This is a genomic window from Mesorhizobium sp. LCM 4577 (assembly GCF_001854795.2).
In the GTDB taxonomy this organism is placed as follows: Bacteria; Pseudomonadota; Alphaproteobacteria; order Rhizobiales; family Rhizobiaceae; genus Mesorhizobium; species Mesorhizobium plurifarium.
In genome coordinates, this window is sequence record NZ_MDDU01000020.1 from 57,222 (window position 1) to 73,187 (window position 15,966).

The 15,966-nt window shown below is 64.2% G+C and carries 18 protein-coding genes; 11 read left to right on the top strand and 7 right to left on the bottom strand.

The genetic code is table 11. The features are described from left to right. Positions 1–2 precede the first annotated feature (2 nt). On the bottom strand, positions 3–302 hold the full coding sequence (locus LCM4577_RS20615; protein WP_071073163.1) for a hypothetical protein: 300 nt from the start codon (positions 300–302) through the stop codon (positions 3–5). Positions 303–622: 320 nt separating this feature from the next. Here LCM4577_RS20615 and LCM4577_RS20620 point away from each other — a divergent pair, with 320 nt between their 5' ends. The 3 genes from LCM4577_RS20620 (at position 623) to LCM4577_RS20630 (ending at position 4,010) form a co-directional block, all read left to right on the top strand. Then, the gene (locus LCM4577_RS20620) at positions 623–2,053 is read left to right on the top strand and encodes a DHA2 family efflux MFS transporter permease subunit (protein ID WP_071073165.1); all 1,431 of its coding nucleotides are present in this window, start codon (positions 623–625) and stop codon (positions 2,051–2,053) included. Positions 2,054–2,313: 260 nt separating this feature from the next. Beyond that, on the top strand, positions 2,314–3,546 hold the full coding sequence (gene rlmN / locus LCM4577_RS20625) for a 23S rRNA (adenine(2503)-C(2))-methyltransferase RlmN (protein ID WP_071073167.1): 1,233 nt from the start codon (positions 2,314–2,316) through the stop codon (positions 3,544–3,546). Continuing rightward, the gene (locus tag LCM4577_RS20630) at positions 3,543–4,010 is read left to right on the top strand and encodes a hypothetical protein (protein WP_071034124.1); all 468 of its coding nucleotides are present in this window, start codon (positions 3,543–3,545) and stop codon (positions 4,008–4,010) included. The genes rlmN and LCM4577_RS20630 overlap by 4 nt, the downstream gene beginning before the upstream one ends. A gap of 23 nt (positions 4,011–4,033) precedes the next feature. On the opposite strand, the gene LCM4577_RS20635 is transcribed toward LCM4577_RS20630, so the two are convergent. Continuing rightward, positions 4,034–4,675 carry a LysE family translocator gene (locus LCM4577_RS20635; protein WP_040987870.1) on the bottom strand — a complete coding sequence of 214 codons (642 nt, stop codon included), beginning with the start codon at positions 4,673–4,675 and terminating at the stop codon, positions 4,034–4,036. A 181-nt stretch (positions 4,676–4,856) separates the two neighbouring features. Between LCM4577_RS20635 and LCM4577_RS20640 the strand changes: the two genes are divergently transcribed. Next, positions 4,857–6,080 (top strand): argininosuccinate synthase, encoded by a 1,224-nt coding sequence (locus LCM4577_RS20640; RefSeq protein WP_071073169.1) that lies wholly within the window; start codon positions 4,857–4,859, stop codon positions 6,078–6,080. A gap of 403 nt (positions 6,081–6,483) precedes the next feature. On the opposite strand, the gene LCM4577_RS20645 is transcribed toward LCM4577_RS20640, so the two are convergent. Then, on the bottom strand, positions 6,484–7,287 hold the full coding sequence (locus LCM4577_RS20645) for a lytic transglycosylase domain-containing protein (protein WP_040988002.1): 804 nt from the start codon (positions 7,285–7,287) through the stop codon (positions 6,484–6,486). Positions 7,288–7,735: 448 nt separating this feature from the next. Between LCM4577_RS20645 and LCM4577_RS20650 the strand changes: the two genes are divergently transcribed. The 5 genes from LCM4577_RS20650 (at position 7,736) to rpsP (ending at position 12,614) form a co-directional block, all read left to right on the top strand. Beyond that, the gene (locus LCM4577_RS20650; RefSeq protein WP_041003101.1) at positions 7,736–8,341 is read left to right on the top strand and encodes a DUF1236 domain-containing protein; all 606 of its coding nucleotides are present in this window, start codon (positions 7,736–7,738) and stop codon (positions 8,339–8,341) included. A gap of 451 nt (positions 8,342–8,792) precedes the next feature. After that, on the top strand, positions 8,793–9,743 hold the full coding sequence (locus tag LCM4577_RS20655) for a CPBP family intramembrane glutamic endopeptidase (protein WP_071073171.1): 951 nt from the start codon (positions 8,793–8,795) through the stop codon (positions 9,741–9,743). 443 nt (positions 9,744–10,186) lie between these two features. Next, positions 10,187–11,773, top strand: a complete 1,587-nt coding sequence (gene ffh, locus LCM4577_RS20660; RefSeq protein WP_071073173.1) for a signal recognition particle protein — start codon at positions 10,187–10,189, stop codon at positions 11,771–11,773. 7 nt (positions 11,774–11,780) lie between these two features. Beyond that, entirely contained in the window at positions 11,781–12,107 is a 327-nt protein-coding gene (locus LCM4577_RS20665; protein WP_040987861.1) for a chorismate mutase, read from the top strand. A 105-nt stretch (positions 12,108–12,212) separates the two neighbouring features. Then, positions 12,213–12,614 carry a 30S ribosomal protein S16 gene (gene rpsP / locus LCM4577_RS20670; protein WP_040987859.1) on the top strand — a complete coding sequence of 134 codons (402 nt, stop codon included), beginning with the start codon at positions 12,213–12,215 and terminating at the stop codon, positions 12,612–12,614. A 69-nt stretch (positions 12,615–12,683) separates the two neighbouring features. Here rpsP and LCM4577_RS20675 read toward each other — a convergent pair whose 3' ends face one another. The 3 genes from LCM4577_RS20675 to LCM4577_RS20685 all read right to left on the bottom strand — a co-directional run bounded on the left by LCM4577_RS20675 (position 12,684) and on the right by LCM4577_RS20685 (position 14,044). Continuing rightward, a complete protein-coding gene (locus tag LCM4577_RS20675) occupies positions 12,684–12,947 on the bottom strand; it encodes a YMGG-like glycine zipper-containing protein (protein WP_040987857.1) in 264 nt (87 codons plus the stop codon). 147 nt (positions 12,948–13,094) lie between these two features. Then, positions 13,095–13,622: an SRPBCC family protein gene (locus LCM4577_RS20680; protein ID WP_071034113.1), complete on the bottom strand. Its 528-nt coding sequence runs from the start codon at positions 13,620–13,622 to the stop codon at positions 13,095–13,097. An 11-nt stretch (positions 13,623–13,633) separates the two neighbouring features. Next, positions 13,634–14,044, bottom strand: a complete 411-nt coding sequence (locus LCM4577_RS20685; RefSeq protein ID WP_041010961.1) for a DoxX family protein — start codon at positions 14,042–14,044, stop codon at positions 13,634–13,636. Between the two features lie 137 nt (positions 14,045–14,181). Here LCM4577_RS20685 and LCM4577_RS20690 point away from each other — a divergent pair, with 137 nt between their 5' ends. Both LCM4577_RS20690 and LCM4577_RS20695 read left to right on the top strand, forming a co-directional pair. After that, positions 14,182–14,589 (top strand): ACT domain-containing protein, encoded by a 408-nt coding sequence (locus tag LCM4577_RS20690; protein ID WP_071073174.1) that lies wholly within the window; start codon positions 14,182–14,184, stop codon positions 14,587–14,589. A 69-nt stretch (positions 14,590–14,658) separates the two neighbouring features. Next, positions 14,659–14,928 (top strand): type II toxin-antitoxin system prevent-host-death family antitoxin, encoded by a 270-nt coding sequence (locus tag LCM4577_RS20695; protein WP_040988000.1) that lies wholly within the window; start codon positions 14,659–14,661, stop codon positions 14,926–14,928. 450 nt (positions 14,929–15,378) lie between these two features. Here the strand turns inward: LCM4577_RS20695 and LCM4577_RS20700 are convergent, their stop codons facing one another. Further along, complete coding sequence (locus tag LCM4577_RS20700) at positions 15,379–15,732, bottom strand: GNAT family N-acetyltransferase (RefSeq protein ID WP_116390117.1); 354 nt, start codon at positions 15,730–15,732, stop codon at positions 15,379–15,381. Between the last annotated feature and the right edge of the window lie 234 nt (positions 15,733–15,966).

The following is a 15,966-nucleotide window of genomic DNA, read 5'->3' on the forward strand; positions in this document are numbered from 1 at the left end:
GGTTACATCGCCATTTTTTCGCACTCGGCCTGGACCTTCTTGGTCGAGGTGTCGATCATATAGGCTTTGCCCTTGGCGTCGGTGATCATCATCATGCAATGCTTGATCGGCTTGGCCATCTTCATCATCTCGGCGCTCATCTTGGCGTCCGGCATCATGGTGCCCATGTGGCCGTCCGGCATGATCGCGGTGACCTGCCCGCCCTTCATCATGGTCATGGCGCCCATCGTGTCCTCGGCAAGGGCCTGCGAGGCGGAAAGACCGGCGAGGCCGGCGATGAGTGCGAACTTGATCGAGTGCATCTGAACAACTCCCATTGTTTGAGGGGCATGGTCGCCCCTTTCAGGTTCGCGGATTCGGCTCGAATGGTTACGCCAACACGAATATGTGATCGGGCTTCATGGCGGCAGCCGGCAGCGTCGCGCCTCTGGCGCAGGCAGGGGTCAACATTTGTTGACCTCTGTGCCAGTCGAAATCGCTATCGCTTCGCATCGGTCGGGACATAAAGCAGTCCGGTGCGGTGGGGGGCCGGGCCGGCTGGGCCGCACGACATCGACGCCGGCTTGATTGCGGATGGCTCGCAGCGGGGTATCGCTTCCTGCGCGACGGAACTGGCGGACAATTGGAACAGCATCTCTTTGCGACCGAGCGCGACCCGCGTCTCAAGCTGATCATCCCGGCAATCGTCGCCATCGCCTTCCTGATGGAACAGCTCGATTCCACCATCCTCACAACCGCTATCCCCGCAATCGCGCAAAGCCTCGACACCACGCCGGTCCGGCTCAACCTGGCGATCACCACCTACATCCTGACCCTGGCCGTGTTCATCCCGGTCAGCGGCTGGTTCGCCGATCGGTTCGGCGCGCGAAAGATCTTCGCGCTAGCGCTCTTCACCTTCACCCTCGGCTCGGTCCTGTGCGGCGTGGCCGATAGCGTCGGCATGCTTTTGGYCATGCGCGCGCTGCAGGGGCTGGGCGGCGCCATGATGACGCCGGTCGGACGGCTGATCCTGCTGCGCTCCTTTCCGCGCAGCGGGCTGATCACCGCCATGACCTACATGACCTTGCCGGCGATCATCGGTCCCGTCATCGGTCCGCTGCTCGGCGGCCTCTTGACCACCTATGCCTCCTGGCGCTGGATCTTCTACGTCAACGTGCCGTTCGGCCTCATCGGCATTTTCGCCGCCTTGCGCTTCGTCGACGATTTCCACGAGGAAGACGCCCAGCCTTTCGACTTCGCCGGCTTCCTCATGGTCGGCGCCGGTGCCGCACTCCTGCAATTCGGCCTGGAGAATATCGGCAGGCCGATCATTTCCTCGCTGGCGACGGTGCTGGTGCTGGCCGCATCGGTCCTGCTGCTTTTCGCCTTCGGCCGCTATGCGCGCCGCGTCACCGCGCCGGCGGTCGATCTCACGCTGTTCCGCTTTCGCTCCTTCTGGGTCGGCACGCTCGCCGGGGGGCTGTGCCGCATCGGCCTCAACGGCGCGCCGTTCCTGTTGCCGCTGATGCTGCAGGTCGGCTTCGGCATGAGCCCGGTCACCTCCGGCTCGCTGACCTTCGTCGGCAGCTTCGGCGCGCTTCTGATGCGGCCGCTCTTGTCGTTCTTCCTGCGGCGCTTCGGCTTCAAGGCCGTGCTGAGCGGCAGCGCCGTGRTCGGCTCTGTTGCCGTGGCGGGCTTTGCCTTGCTCAGCGCCGATACCCCGCATTGGGCGATCTGCCTTTATGTCTTTTTCTTCGGCATCGTCCGTTCGGCGCAGTTCATGTCGTCCAACACGCTCTCCTATGCCGACCTGCCGGCGGAAAAGCTCAGCCGCGCCACCAGCCTCGGCGGCATCCTGCAGCAGCTCAGCGTCTCGCTCGGCGTCTCCATCGCCGCCATGGTGCTCGGCCTCGTCTCCGGTGAGGTCCATGCGCCGACGGCGGACCAGTTCCACTGGGCGTTCCTGCTGACGGCGGTCATCCCGCTGCTTGCCATTCCGGGTTTCTTCTTCCTGCACCCGGAAGACGGCGCGCAGGTCAGCGGCCATCGCCGCAAGACGGAAGCTCGGGAGTAGGGCGCTGCCGTCTCTCCCTTCTCCCCTTGTGGGAGAAGGTGTCGCCGAAGGCGACGGATGAGGGGTGCTCCAGCGGAGTGAGACGTTGGCTTTCCCTGGAACACCCCTCATCCGTCTCGGCGCTAGCGCGCCGATCCACCTTCCCCCACAAGGGGGGAAGGAGGAGCGCGCATGACTCCGGCGCCGAGCTGTGCTATGCGCCGCGCTTCCTGTGCGGCCGATGCTGAAATCGGCCGCAAATCGCTTATATTGGCGCCACCATGACCGTTTCGCTTGATCTTACCGCCGAAGGCGCCCGTGACGCCTTGCGCCGCGCAGCACCGGCCGAGAAGCCGTCGCTGATCGGCCTGACCCGCGCCGAGCTCGGCGAAGCCCTGGTCGGCGCCGGCATCGTGCCGGAACGACAGGCCAAGATGCGCGCCCAGCAGCTCTGGCACTGGATGTATGTGCGCGGCGTCTCCGACTTTGCCCATATGTTCAACATTTCCAAGGACCTTCGCGCCGAGCTCGACAAGCATTTCACCGTGGCGCGGCCGGAGATCGTCGAGGAGCAGATCTCTTCCGACGGCACGCGCAAATGGCTGTTCCGCTTTCCGCCGCGCGGCGCCGGCCGGCCGGTCGAGATCGAGACCGTCTATATCCCCGAGGAGGGCCGCGGCACGCTCTGCATCTCCTCGCAGGTCGGCTGCACGCTGACCTGCTCCTTCTGCCACACCGGCACGCAAAAGCTGGTGCGCAACCTGACGACGGAAGAGATCCTGGCGCAGCTCTTGACCGCGCGCGACCGGTTGGGCGACTTCCCCGACCGCGACACGCCGGACGGCGCCATCGTGCCGGCCGAGGGCAGAAAAGTGTCCAACATCGTCATGATGGGCATGGGCGAGCCGCTCTACAATTTCGAGGCGGTGAAGAAGGCGCTGCTGATCGCTTCCGACGGCGACGGGCTTTCCCTGTCGAAGCGCCGCATCACGCTGTCGACCTCGGGCGTTGTGCCGGAGATCGCCCGCACCGGCGAGGAGATCGGCGTCATGCTGGCGATCTCGCTGCACGCCACCAATGACGATTTGCGCGACCTTCTGGTGCCGATCAACAAGAAGTTCCCGCTGAAGGAGTTGATCGCCGCCTGCAAGGCCTATCCGGGCCTCTCCAACGCCAAGCGCATCACCTTCGAATATGTGATGCTGAAGGACGTCAACGATTCCCTCGACGACGCCAAGGCGCTGGTGAAGCTCCTGAAGGGCATTCCAGCCAAGATCAACCTGATCCCATTTAATCCCTGGCCCGRCACCAACTACCAGTGCTCGGACTGGGAGACGATCGAGAAGTTTGCCGACTACATAAACAACGCCGGCTATGCCTCGCCGATCCGCACGCCGCGCGGCCGCGACATCCTCGCCGCCTGCGGCCAGCTGAAGTCGGAATCCGAGCGCATGCGCAAAGTGGACCGCCTGGCGCTGGAGGCCATGATGATCGCGGGGCACGGCGAGGCGTGAGGCGCCTCATCGCCTATCTCGTCCGCTTTGCCGTCATCCTGGTCGGCTATGTCGTCGGCTCGCTGGCGGCGAGCGCCTTCCTCAATATCCTGGTCCTGGCGCATCTCGGCTACACGCCGGCCAATCCCGAGCCGACGGCGACCGCCTCGCTCTATTTCTCGGTGCCTTTCGTGGCGCTGTTCGTCGCCTATTTCGCCTTCATGCCGGCGGCGGTCGTCATTTTGATCGCCGAAGTGCTCGGCCGGCGCGACTGGCTGTTCTATGCGCTTGGCGGCGCCGTCATCGCCGTCGTCTTCCTGGGCTTCGCGCATAGCGTGGGCGACGCCAATTTCGATGTCACCGCGACCAACGCCAGATTGGCCGTGATCGGCTGCGGCATGGTCGGCGGCATCTTCTACTGGCTCTCCGCCGGCCGCTGGGCCGGAAGCTGGCGCCGCGCGGCGCTGCCCGATCTGGAAGCCTGACCCGCGCCTGCAAGCGCGAGGGTCTACTTCGCCTGCGCCGTCAGTATCTTGAGCGCGAAGGCCGAGAACACGCCGCCGAACAGATAGTCGACCACGCGCGTGACGCGGGGGCTCGCCTTCATCGCCGCCGAGAACTTCTCCGCCGCCAGCACCATCGGCGCCGTCACCGGGATCGACAGCGCGATGAACATCATGCCGAGGAAGAACAGTTTCCCGGACGCGTTCGGATCGTGCGCGGAGACGAATTGCGGCAGGAAGGTCATGAAGAACAGGATGATCTTCGGATTGAGCAGGTTGACGCCGAGTCCGGCCGCCCAACTGCGGAACAAGGAGACTTGCGGTCCCGTCCTCTTCTCCGGCGAGAAGGCCGAGCCCTTGGCGATCGCCTGCCAGGCCAGGAACACCAGATAGCCGGCGCCGAAGATCTTCAAGGCGAAGAAGGCCATCGGCGAGGCGACGATCAGCGCCGAGATGCCGACCACCACCAGCGTGGTGTGGATCAGCGTGCCGCAGAGCGCGCCGGCCATCGAGGCGAAGCCGGTGGCGCGGCCCTGGCTCAGCGTTCGCGACACGAACAGCGTCATGTCCGGCCCGGGCGTGATTGCCAGGATGACGGTGGCGATGGCGAACTGGATCAGCGTCGAAGTGTCGGGAATGAAGGACATACGGGCGGTCCTGGCAAAAGATTTCGCAGCGTATAACGCGGCCCTCCGGCCGCTGCCAGCATCTGCCGGGACAAACATCTGGCCCAGGCTGGGCTATAGCACGCGGCCGTTCGTCTCTTGCGCCGCCCGGAAGGGCCGTGATACTCGCCCGCGAAGCTCTTTTCCCGCGGAACCGCCAAAAATGTCCAAGACCAAGAATGTCAAGAAAGTCGTGCTCGCCTATTCCGGCGGCCTCGACACCTCCATCATCCTGAAATGGCTGCAGACCGAGCTCGGCGCCGAGGTCGTCACCTTCACCGCCGATCTCGGCCAGGGCGGCGAGCTGGAACCGGCGCGCCGCAAGGCCGAGATGATGGGCATCAAGGACATCCGCATCGTGGACGTGCGCGAGGAATTCGTCGCCGACTTCGTCTTCCCGATGTTCCGCGCCAACGCCGTCTATGAAGGCACCTATCTGCTCGGCACCTCGATCGCCCGGCCGCTGATCTCCAAGCATCTGGTCGAGATCGCCAGGGAGACCGGCGCCGACGCGATTGCGCATGGAGCGACCGGCAAGGGCAACGACCAGGTCCGCTTCGAATTGTCGGCTTACGCGCTGAACCCCGACATCAAGGTCATCGCGCCATGGCGCGACTGGTCGTTCAAGTCGCGCACCGATCTTCTCAACTTCGCCGAGCAGCACCAGATCCCGGTGCCGAAGGACAAGCGCGGCGACGCGCCCTTCTCGGTCGACGCCAACCTTCTGCACTCGTCCTCTGAGGGCAAGGTGCTGGAGGATCCGTGGACCGAGCCGCCGGAATTCGTGCATCAGCGCACCGTCTCGCCGATGGACGCGCCCGATGTCGTCACCGAGATCGAGATCGAATTCCTCAAGGGCGATCCGGTCGCGCTCAACGGCAAGAAACTGTCGCCGGCCGCCATGCTGGCGGCGCTGAACGACCTCGGCCGCGACAACGGCATCGGCCGCCTCGACCTCGTCGAGAACCGTTTTGTCGGCATGAAGTCGCGCGGCGTCTACGAGACCCCTGGCGGCACGATCCTGATCGCCGCCCACCGCGCGATCGAATCGATCACGCTCGACCGGGGCGCGGCGCACCTCAAGGACGAGTTCATGCCGCGTTATGCCGAGCTCATCTACAACGGCTTCTGGTTCTCGCCCGAGCGCGTGATGCTGCAGGCGATGATCGACAAGAGCCAGGAAGATGTCGAAGGCACGGTGCGGCTGAAGCTCTACAAGGGCAATGTCATCGTCACCGGCCGCAAGTCGAAGAAGACGCTCTATTCCGATGCGCTGGTCACCTTTGAGGACGACCGCGGCGCCTACGACCAGAAGGACGCCGAGGGCTTTATCCGGCTGAATGGATTGAGGCTGCGGACGCTGGCCGCGAGGAACCGCAAGGGCTGAAGCTGCTGATCTTCCCCGGGAAGGTCCCTCGGGGGAGATGCCCGCCAGCGGCGCATGCGGGGTTGGTTCCGACACTAGGTGGAAAGGCGCTGTGGCTGAAGGTGGCTGTGGGTCGCTTCAGGCACCGACGTTGGCGATTGGCCGAAACCCCGGTGACGTCGTCATACTCGGGCTTGACCCGAGTATCCATGCCGTGACCTCTGGCAGCGTGCAACGGTGCAGAATTCTGTAACCGCAGCAACGCCTTGGCGTAACGGCATGGATTCCAGGGTCTGCGCGCGTCGCTCCGCTCCTTGCTCCGCCCTGGAATGACGACGGAACGGCTGTCGGGGCAGGTCGCCCAGGCCGTGAGGACAAAAAGCCCGGCGCAAGCCGGGCTGTTCTGCTCAATACAGATATTTGCTCAATCCGCGTCGATCGCCTCGGCGATGCGGGCGATGGCCTGCTGGTAGACGCTGGCCGAATTCCAGCCGGCGATCGCGCCCATATTGGCCTCGTAGCTCGCGCCGGCATGCCAGCCATGAGCCTTGAGGAAGTTGGCGGTCGAGGCGAGCGCCGTGTTGCGGTCGCGCAAATTGCCGCTGCCGACGCCGTATTTCAGCACGTTTCCGGGCAGGAACTGGGTGTGGCCGATCTCGCCATGCATGGCGCCGACCGAGGAGGCGCTGAGCGCGCCGCGATCGACGAGCTTAAGCGCCGCGATGGCATGCGGGGTGAAGTAGTCGGGGCGGCGGCAGTCATAGGCGAGCGTCAGGATGGCCGACACGGTGTTCTGGTTGCCCATCGAGGCGCCGAAGCCGGTCTCCATGCCCCAGATGGCGAGCAGCACGCCCGGCGGCACGCCATAGGTCCGCTCGATGTTGGCGAACATCGCCGCGTTCGCCTTCTTCAGCGCGCGCCCCCGCGAGATGATGGCGGACGCGCCGCGACGCTTCATGAAGGCCTCCACCGAGCCGCTGAAGGCCTTGTGGATGGCGCGGTCGGCGGCGATCGTCCTTGTCGCATAGGTCGCCCCGGCCAGCGCCGAAAGGCCCCTTTGGCCGACGCCGTTGGCTTTCGCCTCGGCGGCGAAGTCCTGCTTCCAGGCGTCGAAGCCGGCGCCGTTCTTGCCGCAGCTGGCCGCGGCTTCAGCCCCCGTCGCCAGCCCAAGCATCGCCACTACCGCCGCGGCGGCCGCGAAAATCCTTCCTTTGGCAAAAAATGCCATGTCCTTCTCCTGGTTGCCTTGAATCACGTCCCGGTTGCGAATTTGCCAGCGAAACGCCTGGTTGTCACCGCCCCCGCGGGGACGTGGCACCCGACATCGGCGAAAGAAGGGCAATTGCCTACGATCGGCCGTCAGGTGTGGCGGGCTTGCCTCATGAAACGCATCGATGTCGTGACCGTCGGCGCCGGAGCTTGGCGCGGAGCAAGCGCTGCGAGCGGCCGGACTTTGCCCGGCCTTCTCGGCGCCCGGACCGGCGGGTCATCCATCCGACTCGCGGCGACATAGTCCGGGAGACCCGGAAATACTACGCCCGCTCACGCCCTTTTGACGGGCATGCCGAAAAACCGTGGAACAATTCGTGAGCGGCCGAAAGGCATGTTAGCCGGAACGCATAAGCTTTGGTTTCGTTTTCGAGCCCGAGGGAGCGTTTTGAAAACGGAGTGAAACCATGAACCGCGTCTTGTTTCCGGCGCTTGCCGGCGCGCTGCTCGCCATGTCGGGCACGGCCCTGGCCGACACCGCCGTCTCGGCGGTGGCCGACCTCAATGTGCGCGCGGGCCCCGGCCCGCAATATCCCGTTATCGGCGTGCTGGCCGCCGGCCAGTCCGCCACGCTCACGGGCTGCATCCAGAACAGCAAATGGTGCACGATCGCAGAGGCAGGCGGCAATGGCTGGGTCTATTCCGACTACGTGACGGGCGATTTCGGCGGCAGCCGCGTCGTCGTGACCCGTCGCCCCGCCAATGCTGAAATCGCCGTGGTGGCGCCACCGACCGACAACATCTACACCACCGATACCTACACCGGCGCCATCGTCTCCAACGACGACGCCATCGAGTCGATCGGCAGGCCGCCGGCCGAGGTCGGCACCTATGTCACCACGCACCGGGTCGACCCGGTCTATCTCGACGGCGAGGTGGTGACCGGCGCCACGCTGCCCGACACGGTCGAGCTGCGCGAGATCCCCGATTACCGGTATCGCTATGTCTATGTGAACAACCAGCCCGCGCTCGTCGACCCCGGCACGCGGCGCATCGTCTATGTGATGCGCTGATCGGTTTGATCGCCACGAGAAGAGCGGCCGCCGGCGATGGCGGCCGTTTTTTGTGCCGGCGGCTCAGGCCGCCTGCATCTGTTCGATGCCGCGCCGCATACGTTTGGAATTGGCCGAAGCTTCCGAACTTCGTCATCCACGGGCGGAGCGGAAGCGAAGCGGACGCGTAGACCCGAGGATCCATGCCGTGACGTCGCGCGAAGGGTAGAGGCGGTGCAGAACCAAGGGCTTTTCTGCACCGCTAGCATCGCTCAGATGTAACGGCATGGATCCTATGGTCTGCGCTGCGTCGCTTCGCTCCTTGCTTCGCCATAGGATGACGAACTTCGGACGTCGCGCCGCATTCTGCGCTCGAAGCGCCGCAATTCAGCGGGTAGTCCGGTTGAAGTAATCGCGCGGTAACCGGCGATCTTCTAGATTGCACGCCCACAGCCTTCGGCAGGGGAGCCGCGTGACGATCGAGAATGCCGCCTTCGAGGGCTATCGCCGCTCGCCGAACGAAAGGACCAATTTGCCGCGCCTGTTCTTCGGCACGGCGATCGTCATCGCCTTTTGGATGGCGATGACGGCTCTGGTGCTGTTTGCCGGCACTTATGTCTACATCGTCTGGCGCCTGCCCGGCCCCTCGACCGGGCGCTACATGCAGGACTTCCTGGCATCGCCCACCGGAATCCTGAGCGCGCTGACCTCCTTCGCCGGCATCTGGATCGGCCTGTGGGTGGCGATGCGCTTCGTTCACGGCGAGCCGCTGTCCGCGCTCTTCGGCGCCAGCCGACGTATCGCGGGCGGCGATTTCCTCAAGGGCCTGGTCGCGGTTCTGATCACCTCGCTCTTCTCCGAGGTCTTGCTGTACTGGCTGCAGCCGGAGATCGCGCGCGGACCGTTCGCGTTGTCGTCCTGGCTGCTGTTCCTCATCCCGATCGTGCTGCTCGCTTTCCTGCAGACCTCGTCGGAAGAAATACTGTTTCGCGGCTATCTGCTGCGCGGCCTCGCCTATCGTTTCCGGAGCCCGCTGATCTGGGCGCTGCTGCCCGGGCTGCTGTTCACGTCGCTGCACTGGAACTCGGACTCTACGCTTGCCATCAACGCCTGCGTCCTGGTCTCGATCGGCGCCTTTGCCCTGCTGCTCACGCTTTTGGTCTATGTCACCGGCAATCTCGGCGCCGGTCTCGGCGCTCATCTCGGCAACAATCTGACCGGTTTCCTGCTGATCTCGCACCAGGAAGGCTATAATGGCTTTGCCCTGCTCAACGCCAAGCCGCTCGAGGGTCCCGGCTGGACCAATCTCGACGCCGTGCTGATCGCCGCGATCGGCATCGTCAGCACGCTTTTGACGATGCTTCTGCTTTTGTATCCGCGCTCGCCGCTCAGGGTCGGAACAAGCAGCCAAAGCGCGCTTTAAGCCGCCTCAAATCGCAGCGTTTTGGCCGGATTTGAGCATCGTTTTTTGATGCATGTCGTTGCCGCAAAACCGCTGCGCACTTTTGCGCGACATGCATTAGCCTTGACTCCGCGGCCGATTTCCTGTCTAGAGCCGCTGAATTCCGCGACGAGTTTTCTTTCGCGAAAGCCGACCAGGACGCCGAAGCCTCAGCGAGGCAAGAGCTGTAAAGAGATCCTGGAGGCCAACACCCGGCAGCGCGATGCGCCCCCGGGTGCTTTTTGGCTTTGCGCTTTTGCTTGGCGACCCGGCGCGAACGCACTACCTCTCGGGCATCCGCAGGTGCCAGGGAAAAGGAAAGAGAATGTTTGAATCACTCCAGGAACGCCCAAGAGGCGTGGAGGGCCGCAGGCCCGACAGGGATCAGCATGAATCCAAGGCGCTCTCGCACCGTGGTCTGATCAATGTTTGAGACCCTACAAGAGCGCCTTGGTTCGATCCTGAACGGCCTGACCGGCCGCGGCGCGCTGTCCGAGGCGGATGTCTCGGCGGCGCTGCGCGAGGTGCGCCGTGCGCTGCTCGAGGCCGACGTCGCGCTGGAGGTGGTTCGCTCCTTTACCGACAAGGTGCGCGAGAAGGCGGTCGGCGCGGCGGTGCTGAAGTCGATCAAGCCCGGACAGATGGTCGTCAAGATCGTCCATGACGAACTGGTCGACATGCTGGGCGCCGAGGGTGTGGCCATCGACCTCAACGCGCCGGCGCCCGTCGTCGTCATGATGGTCGGCCTGCAGGGCTCCGGCAAGACGACCACCTCGGCCAAGATCGCCAAGCGGCTGACCGAGCGCCAGAACAAGAAAGTCCTGATGGCCTCGCTCGACACGCGGCGGCCCGCAGCACAGGAGCAGCTGCGCCAACTCGGCGAGCAGACCAAGGTCGCGACGCTGCCGATCATCGCCGGCCAGAGCCCGGTCGATATCGCCAAGCGCGCCGTGCAGGCGGCCAGGCTCGGCGGCCATGACGTCGTCATCCTCGACACCGCCGGCCGCACCCATATCGACGAGCCGCTGATGGTCGAGATGGCCGACATCAAGAAGGTGTCGAGCCCGCACGAAATCCTGCTGGTCGCCGATTCGCTGACCGGCCAGGACGCCGTGAATCTGGCGAAGAGCTTCGACGAGCGCGTCGGCATCACCGGCCTTGTGCTGACCCGCATGGACGGCGATGGCCGCGGCGGCGCAGCGCTTTCCATGCGCGCCGTCACCGGCAAGCCGATCAAGCTCATCGGCACCGGCGAGAAGATGGACGGGCTGGAGGAATTCCACCCCAAGCGCATCGCCGACCGCATCCTCGGCATGGGCGACATCGTCTCGCTTGTCGAGAAGGCCGCCGAGACCATCGACGCCGAGCAGGCGGCGGCGATGGCCAAGAAGATGCAGTCGGGCAAGTTCGACCTGAACGACCTCGCCCAGCAGCTTCAGCAGATGTCGAAAATGGGCGGCATGGGCGGCATCATGGGAATGATGCCCGGCATGGGCAAGATGAAGGACCAGCTGGCCGCCGCCGGCTTCGACGACAAGATGTTCGGCCGCCAACTCGCCATCATCTCCTCGATGACCAAGGCCGAGCGCGCCAATCCCGATATCCTGAAGCACTCGCGCAAGAAGCGCATCGCCGCCGGCTCCGGCACGGATGCTGCCGAGATCAACAAGCTCTTGAAGATGCATCGCGGCATGGCCGACATGATGAAGGCGATGGGCGGCAAGGGCAAAGGCGGCGGCCTCATGCGCGGCATGATGGGCGGCCTTGCCTCGAAGATGGGCCTTGGCGGCATGATGCCGGGAGGTATGGGGGGCATGCCCGACCTCTCCAAGATGGATCCCAAGCAGCTCGAGGCCCTGCAGAAGCAGGCGCAGGCCGCCGGCCTCGGCAAGGGCCTGCCGGGCGGCTTGCCCGGCGGACTTCCCGGCGGCGGGCTGCCGGGCCTGCCCGGCGGCATGAAGCTTCCGGGCCTGGGCGGCGGTGGGCTGCCCGGTTTGGGCAAGAAGAAGTGAGGGGGCGATGAACGAGGAGAAAGACATGGCCGACGCACGCGCCATCCTGGCGGGCTACCGCGCTTCGATCGACAACATCGATGCAGCCCTCATCCATATGCTGGCCGAGCGCTTCCGCTGCACCAAGGCGGTCGGCGTGCTCAAGGCCGAGCATGGCCTGCCGCCCGCCGACCCGGCGCGCGAGCAGCAGCAGATCGCCCGACTTCGCCAGTTGGCGAACGACGCGCATCTCGACCCCGACTTCGCGGAGAAGTTCCTGAACTTCGTCGTCCGCGAGGTCATCCGCCATCACGAACAGATCGCCGCTGCCAACGGCGCTGCAAAAGCCGGCTGACCTGTGCATGTCGCCCAAAAGTGCTTCGCGGTTTTGGGATAACGACATGCGCAACAAGGACTCAGCCGGGATTAATGAACGAAATCAGAGCTTTAGGAGAAAAGAATGGCACTGAAGATCAGACTGGCCCGTGCGGGCTCGAAGAAGCGTCCTTACTACCATGTCGTCGTCGCCGACGCCCGTTCGCCGCGCGACGGCCGTTTCATCGAGTCGCTGGGTTCCTGGAACCCGCTGCTGCCGAAGGACGGCGAGCGCGTCAAGGTCGACGCCGACCGCGTCAAGCACTGGCTGTCGCACGGCGCCCAGCCGACCGACCGCGTGCTGCGCTTCCTCGACGAGGCCGGCCTTGCCAAGCGCGAAGCCCGCTCGAACCCGAACAAGGCCCTGCCCGGCAAGAAGGCGCAGGAACGCGCTGCCCTGTTGAAGAAGGCGCAGGAAGACGCCGCCGCGGCAGTTGCCGCCGCGACCGCGGCGCCGGCCGAGGCGGAAGCCGCCACCGCCGAGTAATCGCGGCCCTTTCGCTTACGAGAACGGCGGGCTCATGCCCGCCGTTTTTCTTTGGATCAGCCTAACGTCTCAGTAGCCGGACGGGCATCTTGCGACGTAGACGCGCCCGTAACGGTCGCGGTAGCGGCACTGGCCGGCCTCGCTGGCATGGCCGATCAATGCGCCGGCGACCGCGCCAACGGCGCCGCCGACCACCGCGCCCTGCACCGGATCGCCCGCCACCGCCGCGCCGACCGCCGCACCGCCCAGTCCGCCGATCGCAGCGCCCTTTTCCGTTTGCGAGCAGGCGCCAAGCGCCATCGTCAGCACCAGGATGGTAATTGCTTTCTTCATTGCTGTTCCTCTCTCAAGCGCCGTCCTCGCCGCCATGGTCTAAACTCGCAGACGGCTAATTTGATCCCTGGAACAACGAAGATTGGCCGGCGCGGGGCCGGCCAAGAATCTCGCAACCGCTGTCAGACGATTGAAATAAATAGGCTTTCACCGCTCGGTGGCGCGTCTGAGATTGTCGAGCCCGGCCTCGAAATCCCTGCCGATCAGCGCATCGAAATTCATGAACAGGCCCATCAGCTTGGCGATGAARGGCCTCGCGCCGCGCATCGCCCAGGTGACGGTCGTGCCCTCGCCGGAGGGCGAAAGCGTGAAGTCCACGGTGTTGTTGGCCCGGAACGGCTTCTCGAAATCGAGCTTGAGCGCGACCTGCGACGACGGCACCGAATTTGTGATCTCCATACGGCCCTTGCCGGCCTTGGAATTGCCTTCCCACGCATAGGCCGCGCCCTTGCCGCTGTCGGCGCCGGACAGCATGCGCTGCATCCCGGGGTCCAGCTTTTCGAAGGGCGACCATTCGGGCCAGCGCCGGAAATCGTTGATCAGCGGGAAGATCGTCTCCGCCGGCGCCTTGATGCTGGCCGAGCGAGTGACGACGAAATCGTTCGGCCGGGTCGCGGCATAGACGAGCACGGCGGCGATGACGACGACCAGGACGAGGAGGATGGTGGCAAACATCTCTTTTCTCCCTATCGCGAGAACGGGATCAGCGCGCGCACCCTGGCGTCGCGCAGGAAAAGACCGCCCCACAGGATAACGCCGAGATAGACGCCGAACAGCGTGTGCGAGAACAGCGGGTTGCCGATCCGCACATGGGTCGAAATCGCGCCGCCCATATAGGCGGTGAGCAGGATGGCGCCGAGCACGGAGGTGCGCGGCAGGGCATAGAGCGCGGTCGAGATCAGCCCGACAACGCCGAGCAGCCGCGCGACATTGGCGTCGGCCGGCCAACCGAGTTCGGTCATCGTCAGGGTGACGATTTCGAGCGGCGGCAGCTTGATGACGCCGTCGAAGACCATGAACAGGACGACCACGGCGCTGAGCGCGCGCCCGGTCCACAAAGCGCCTTTTGAAGCAGGCGCGGCTTCGGAAATGCTCATGGATGTTCCCTCCAGTTGATTCCAGGGCTGGCTTTCTGCCAGCTTCGGACCAAGGACGGAGAACCCCGCGGCGATCCTACAGGGTGGGTCGCGCTTTTCCAAATTCAGTGCGAATGAATCGAGCGCAAGGAAACAGGATGACCGGCGAGACCGATCTGCAGAGGCTGTTGGCGTCAATGACGCCCCGACTGCTTGCCAGGACCTACCTGTTCGCCAGGCTGGCGCCTGGCGTGCCGATCCCGGCGGGGCTCGAACCCGTCATGCAGTTTCGCGAGCGCGAGGGCCTGACGCTGATCGTGACGGAGGAAGAAGCGAAAGCCGCCGGTCTCGCCGGCACGTTCCGCTGCCGGATGATCACGCTCGACATCCATTCCTCGCTCGAAGCCGTCGGCTTCCTCGCCGCCATCACGACGCGGCTGGCAAGGACCGGCATGGGCGTCAATCCGGTCTCGGCCTTCTATCACGACCATCTGTTCGTGCCGGCCGAGCGGGCGGAGGAAGCGCTGGCGATGCTGCGGCAATTGGCAATGGACAGCGGTAGCTGAGTTGACGAATGCCCGTAAATTGCGTAATTTGTGATATATGTGTAAATTACGCAATTTTGGATGACTGCAATGCGCGAAGTTCCAGCCACAGAGTTCGCACGTAACTTCGGCCGCTACCGTGAAATCGTGCAGCGGGAGCCTGTTGCCGTGATGAGCCACGGCCGTCCCACCGGCTATTTCGTCTCGGCCGTCGAGTATGAGGACCTCCAGCGCTACAAGAATCTGGCTCGGCAGTCGTTTGCAACTAAGGACCTGACACTGGACGAAATCGAGATGATCACCAACGGTCGCATGTCATCGGAACACGATCATCTCAACGCCTTGCTTGATGAAAAATAAGGTATGCCGCTTCCCAAGCCACAGCTCGGCCAAGTCATTTCTTACGCCTATTTGTGGCACCATGAGCACATAGCTGGACAAGAGGAGGGACGGAAAGATCGCCCTTGTGTCGTAGTGCTTGCCATCGATCGAGGAGCCGAAGGCTTAGCCATAACTGTGTGCCTGTCACGCATGTACCGCCAAATGACACGTCGCTTGCAATCGAGTTGCCGGCGGCGGTCAAACGCCATCTTGGCCTAGACGGCGAGCGTTCATGGGTGATGCTGCATGAGGGCAACCGCTTCGTGTGGCCAGGATATGATCTTCGTCCAGTACCGGGCACACTCGACCGTTATGAATACGGCCTCCTCCCACCACGCCTATATCAGTCAATGATGGTGCGCTTCAGGGCCATTTGGGCAGCAGGGCAAGGCCACCCCGTGTCTCGCGATTGAGCTCCTTCGGCTTGGCTCAGCGCCTGAGCACATAGAGAATATCCGGCAGGCTTTCCTCATTGGCCGATCCGTCGCCGAAGGCTTCGGCACGAAAACCGTGGCGTTCGTAGAAGCGCTGTGCGCCAGTATTCGCCTGGAAGCAACGGAGCTTGATCGATCGCATGCCGGCCGTGGCTTGGGCAAGCAGCCGGCTGCCGATGCCTTGCCCTGTCCAGGCAGGATCGAGATAGAGCTGCTCGACCCAATCGCCGTTGACGGCAATGAAGCCGATGATGGATTCGCCGGCGACGACAACCGTCACTTGCTGATTGGGCAGCAGGATGTCACGGATGAAGAAGAGATCTTCCTCCGGCGTATGCAGGACTGGCATCCAGTCGAAGGCGCTGAGTGAGGCGCGCAGGAGCTTGGCGATGGCGGCGGCGTCCGGGCCAGTGGCTGGCGCAGGACGACATCAGCAGGCTGAACGCCGATCATGAAATACACTCAACCTGGAAACGGCAGTGCTCAAGGGATTGCCAGCGTCTCACTCCGCTGGAGCACCCCTCATCCGTCTCGGCGCTGCGCGCCGATCCACCTTCTCCCACAAGGAGGGCTTTGCACGGGG

Excerpts from the sequence above, each read along its gene's own strand:
- LCM4577_RS20615 (WP_071073163.1), bottom strand. The coding sequence starts at position 302 with ATGCACTCGATCAAGTTCGCACTCATCGCCGGCCTCGCCGGTCTTTCC.
- LCM4577_RS20635 (WP_040987870.1), bottom strand. The coding sequence starts at position 4,675 with ATGTCCTTCATTCCCGACACTTCGACGCTGATCCAGTTCGCCATCGCC.
- LCM4577_RS20640 (WP_071073169.1), top strand. The coding sequence starts at position 4,857 with ATGTCCAAGACCAAGAATGTCAAGAAAGTCGTGCTCGCCTATTCCGGC.
- LCM4577_RS20645 (WP_040988002.1), bottom strand. The coding sequence starts at position 7,287 with ATGGCATTTTTTGCCAAAGGAAGGATTTTCGCGGCCGCCGCGGCGGTA.
- LCM4577_RS20650 (WP_041003101.1), top strand. The coding sequence starts at position 7,736 with ATGAACCGCGTCTTGTTTCCGGCGCTTGCCGGCGCGCTGCTCGCCATG.
- ffh (WP_071073173.1), top strand. The coding sequence starts at position 10,187 with ATGTTTGAGACCCTACAAGAGCGCCTTGGTTCGATCCTGAACGGCCTG.
- LCM4577_RS20665 (WP_040987861.1), top strand. The coding sequence starts at position 11,781 with ATGAACGAGGAGAAAGACATGGCCGACGCACGCGCCATCCTGGCGGGC.
- rpsP (WP_040987859.1), top strand. The coding sequence starts at position 12,213 with ATGGCACTGAAGATCAGACTGGCCCGTGCGGGCTCGAAGAAGCGTCCT.
- LCM4577_RS20675 (WP_040987857.1), bottom strand. The coding sequence starts at position 12,947 with ATGAAGAAAGCAATTACCATCCTGGTGCTGACGATGGCGCTTGGCGCC.
- LCM4577_RS20685 (WP_041010961.1), bottom strand. The coding sequence starts at position 14,044 with ATGAGCATTTCCGAAGCCGCGCCTGCTTCAAAAGGCGCTTTGTGGACC.
- LCM4577_RS20690 (WP_071073174.1), top strand. The coding sequence starts at position 14,182 with ATGACCGGCGAGACCGATCTGCAGAGGCTGTTGGCGTCAATGACGCCC.
- LCM4577_RS20695 (WP_040988000.1), top strand. The coding sequence starts at position 14,659 with ATGCGCGAAGTTCCAGCCACAGAGTTCGCACGTAACTTCGGCCGCTAC.
- LCM4577_RS20700 (WP_116390117.1), bottom strand. The coding sequence starts at position 15,732 with ATGCCAGTCCTGCATACGCCGGAGGAAGATCTCTTCTTCATCCGTGAC.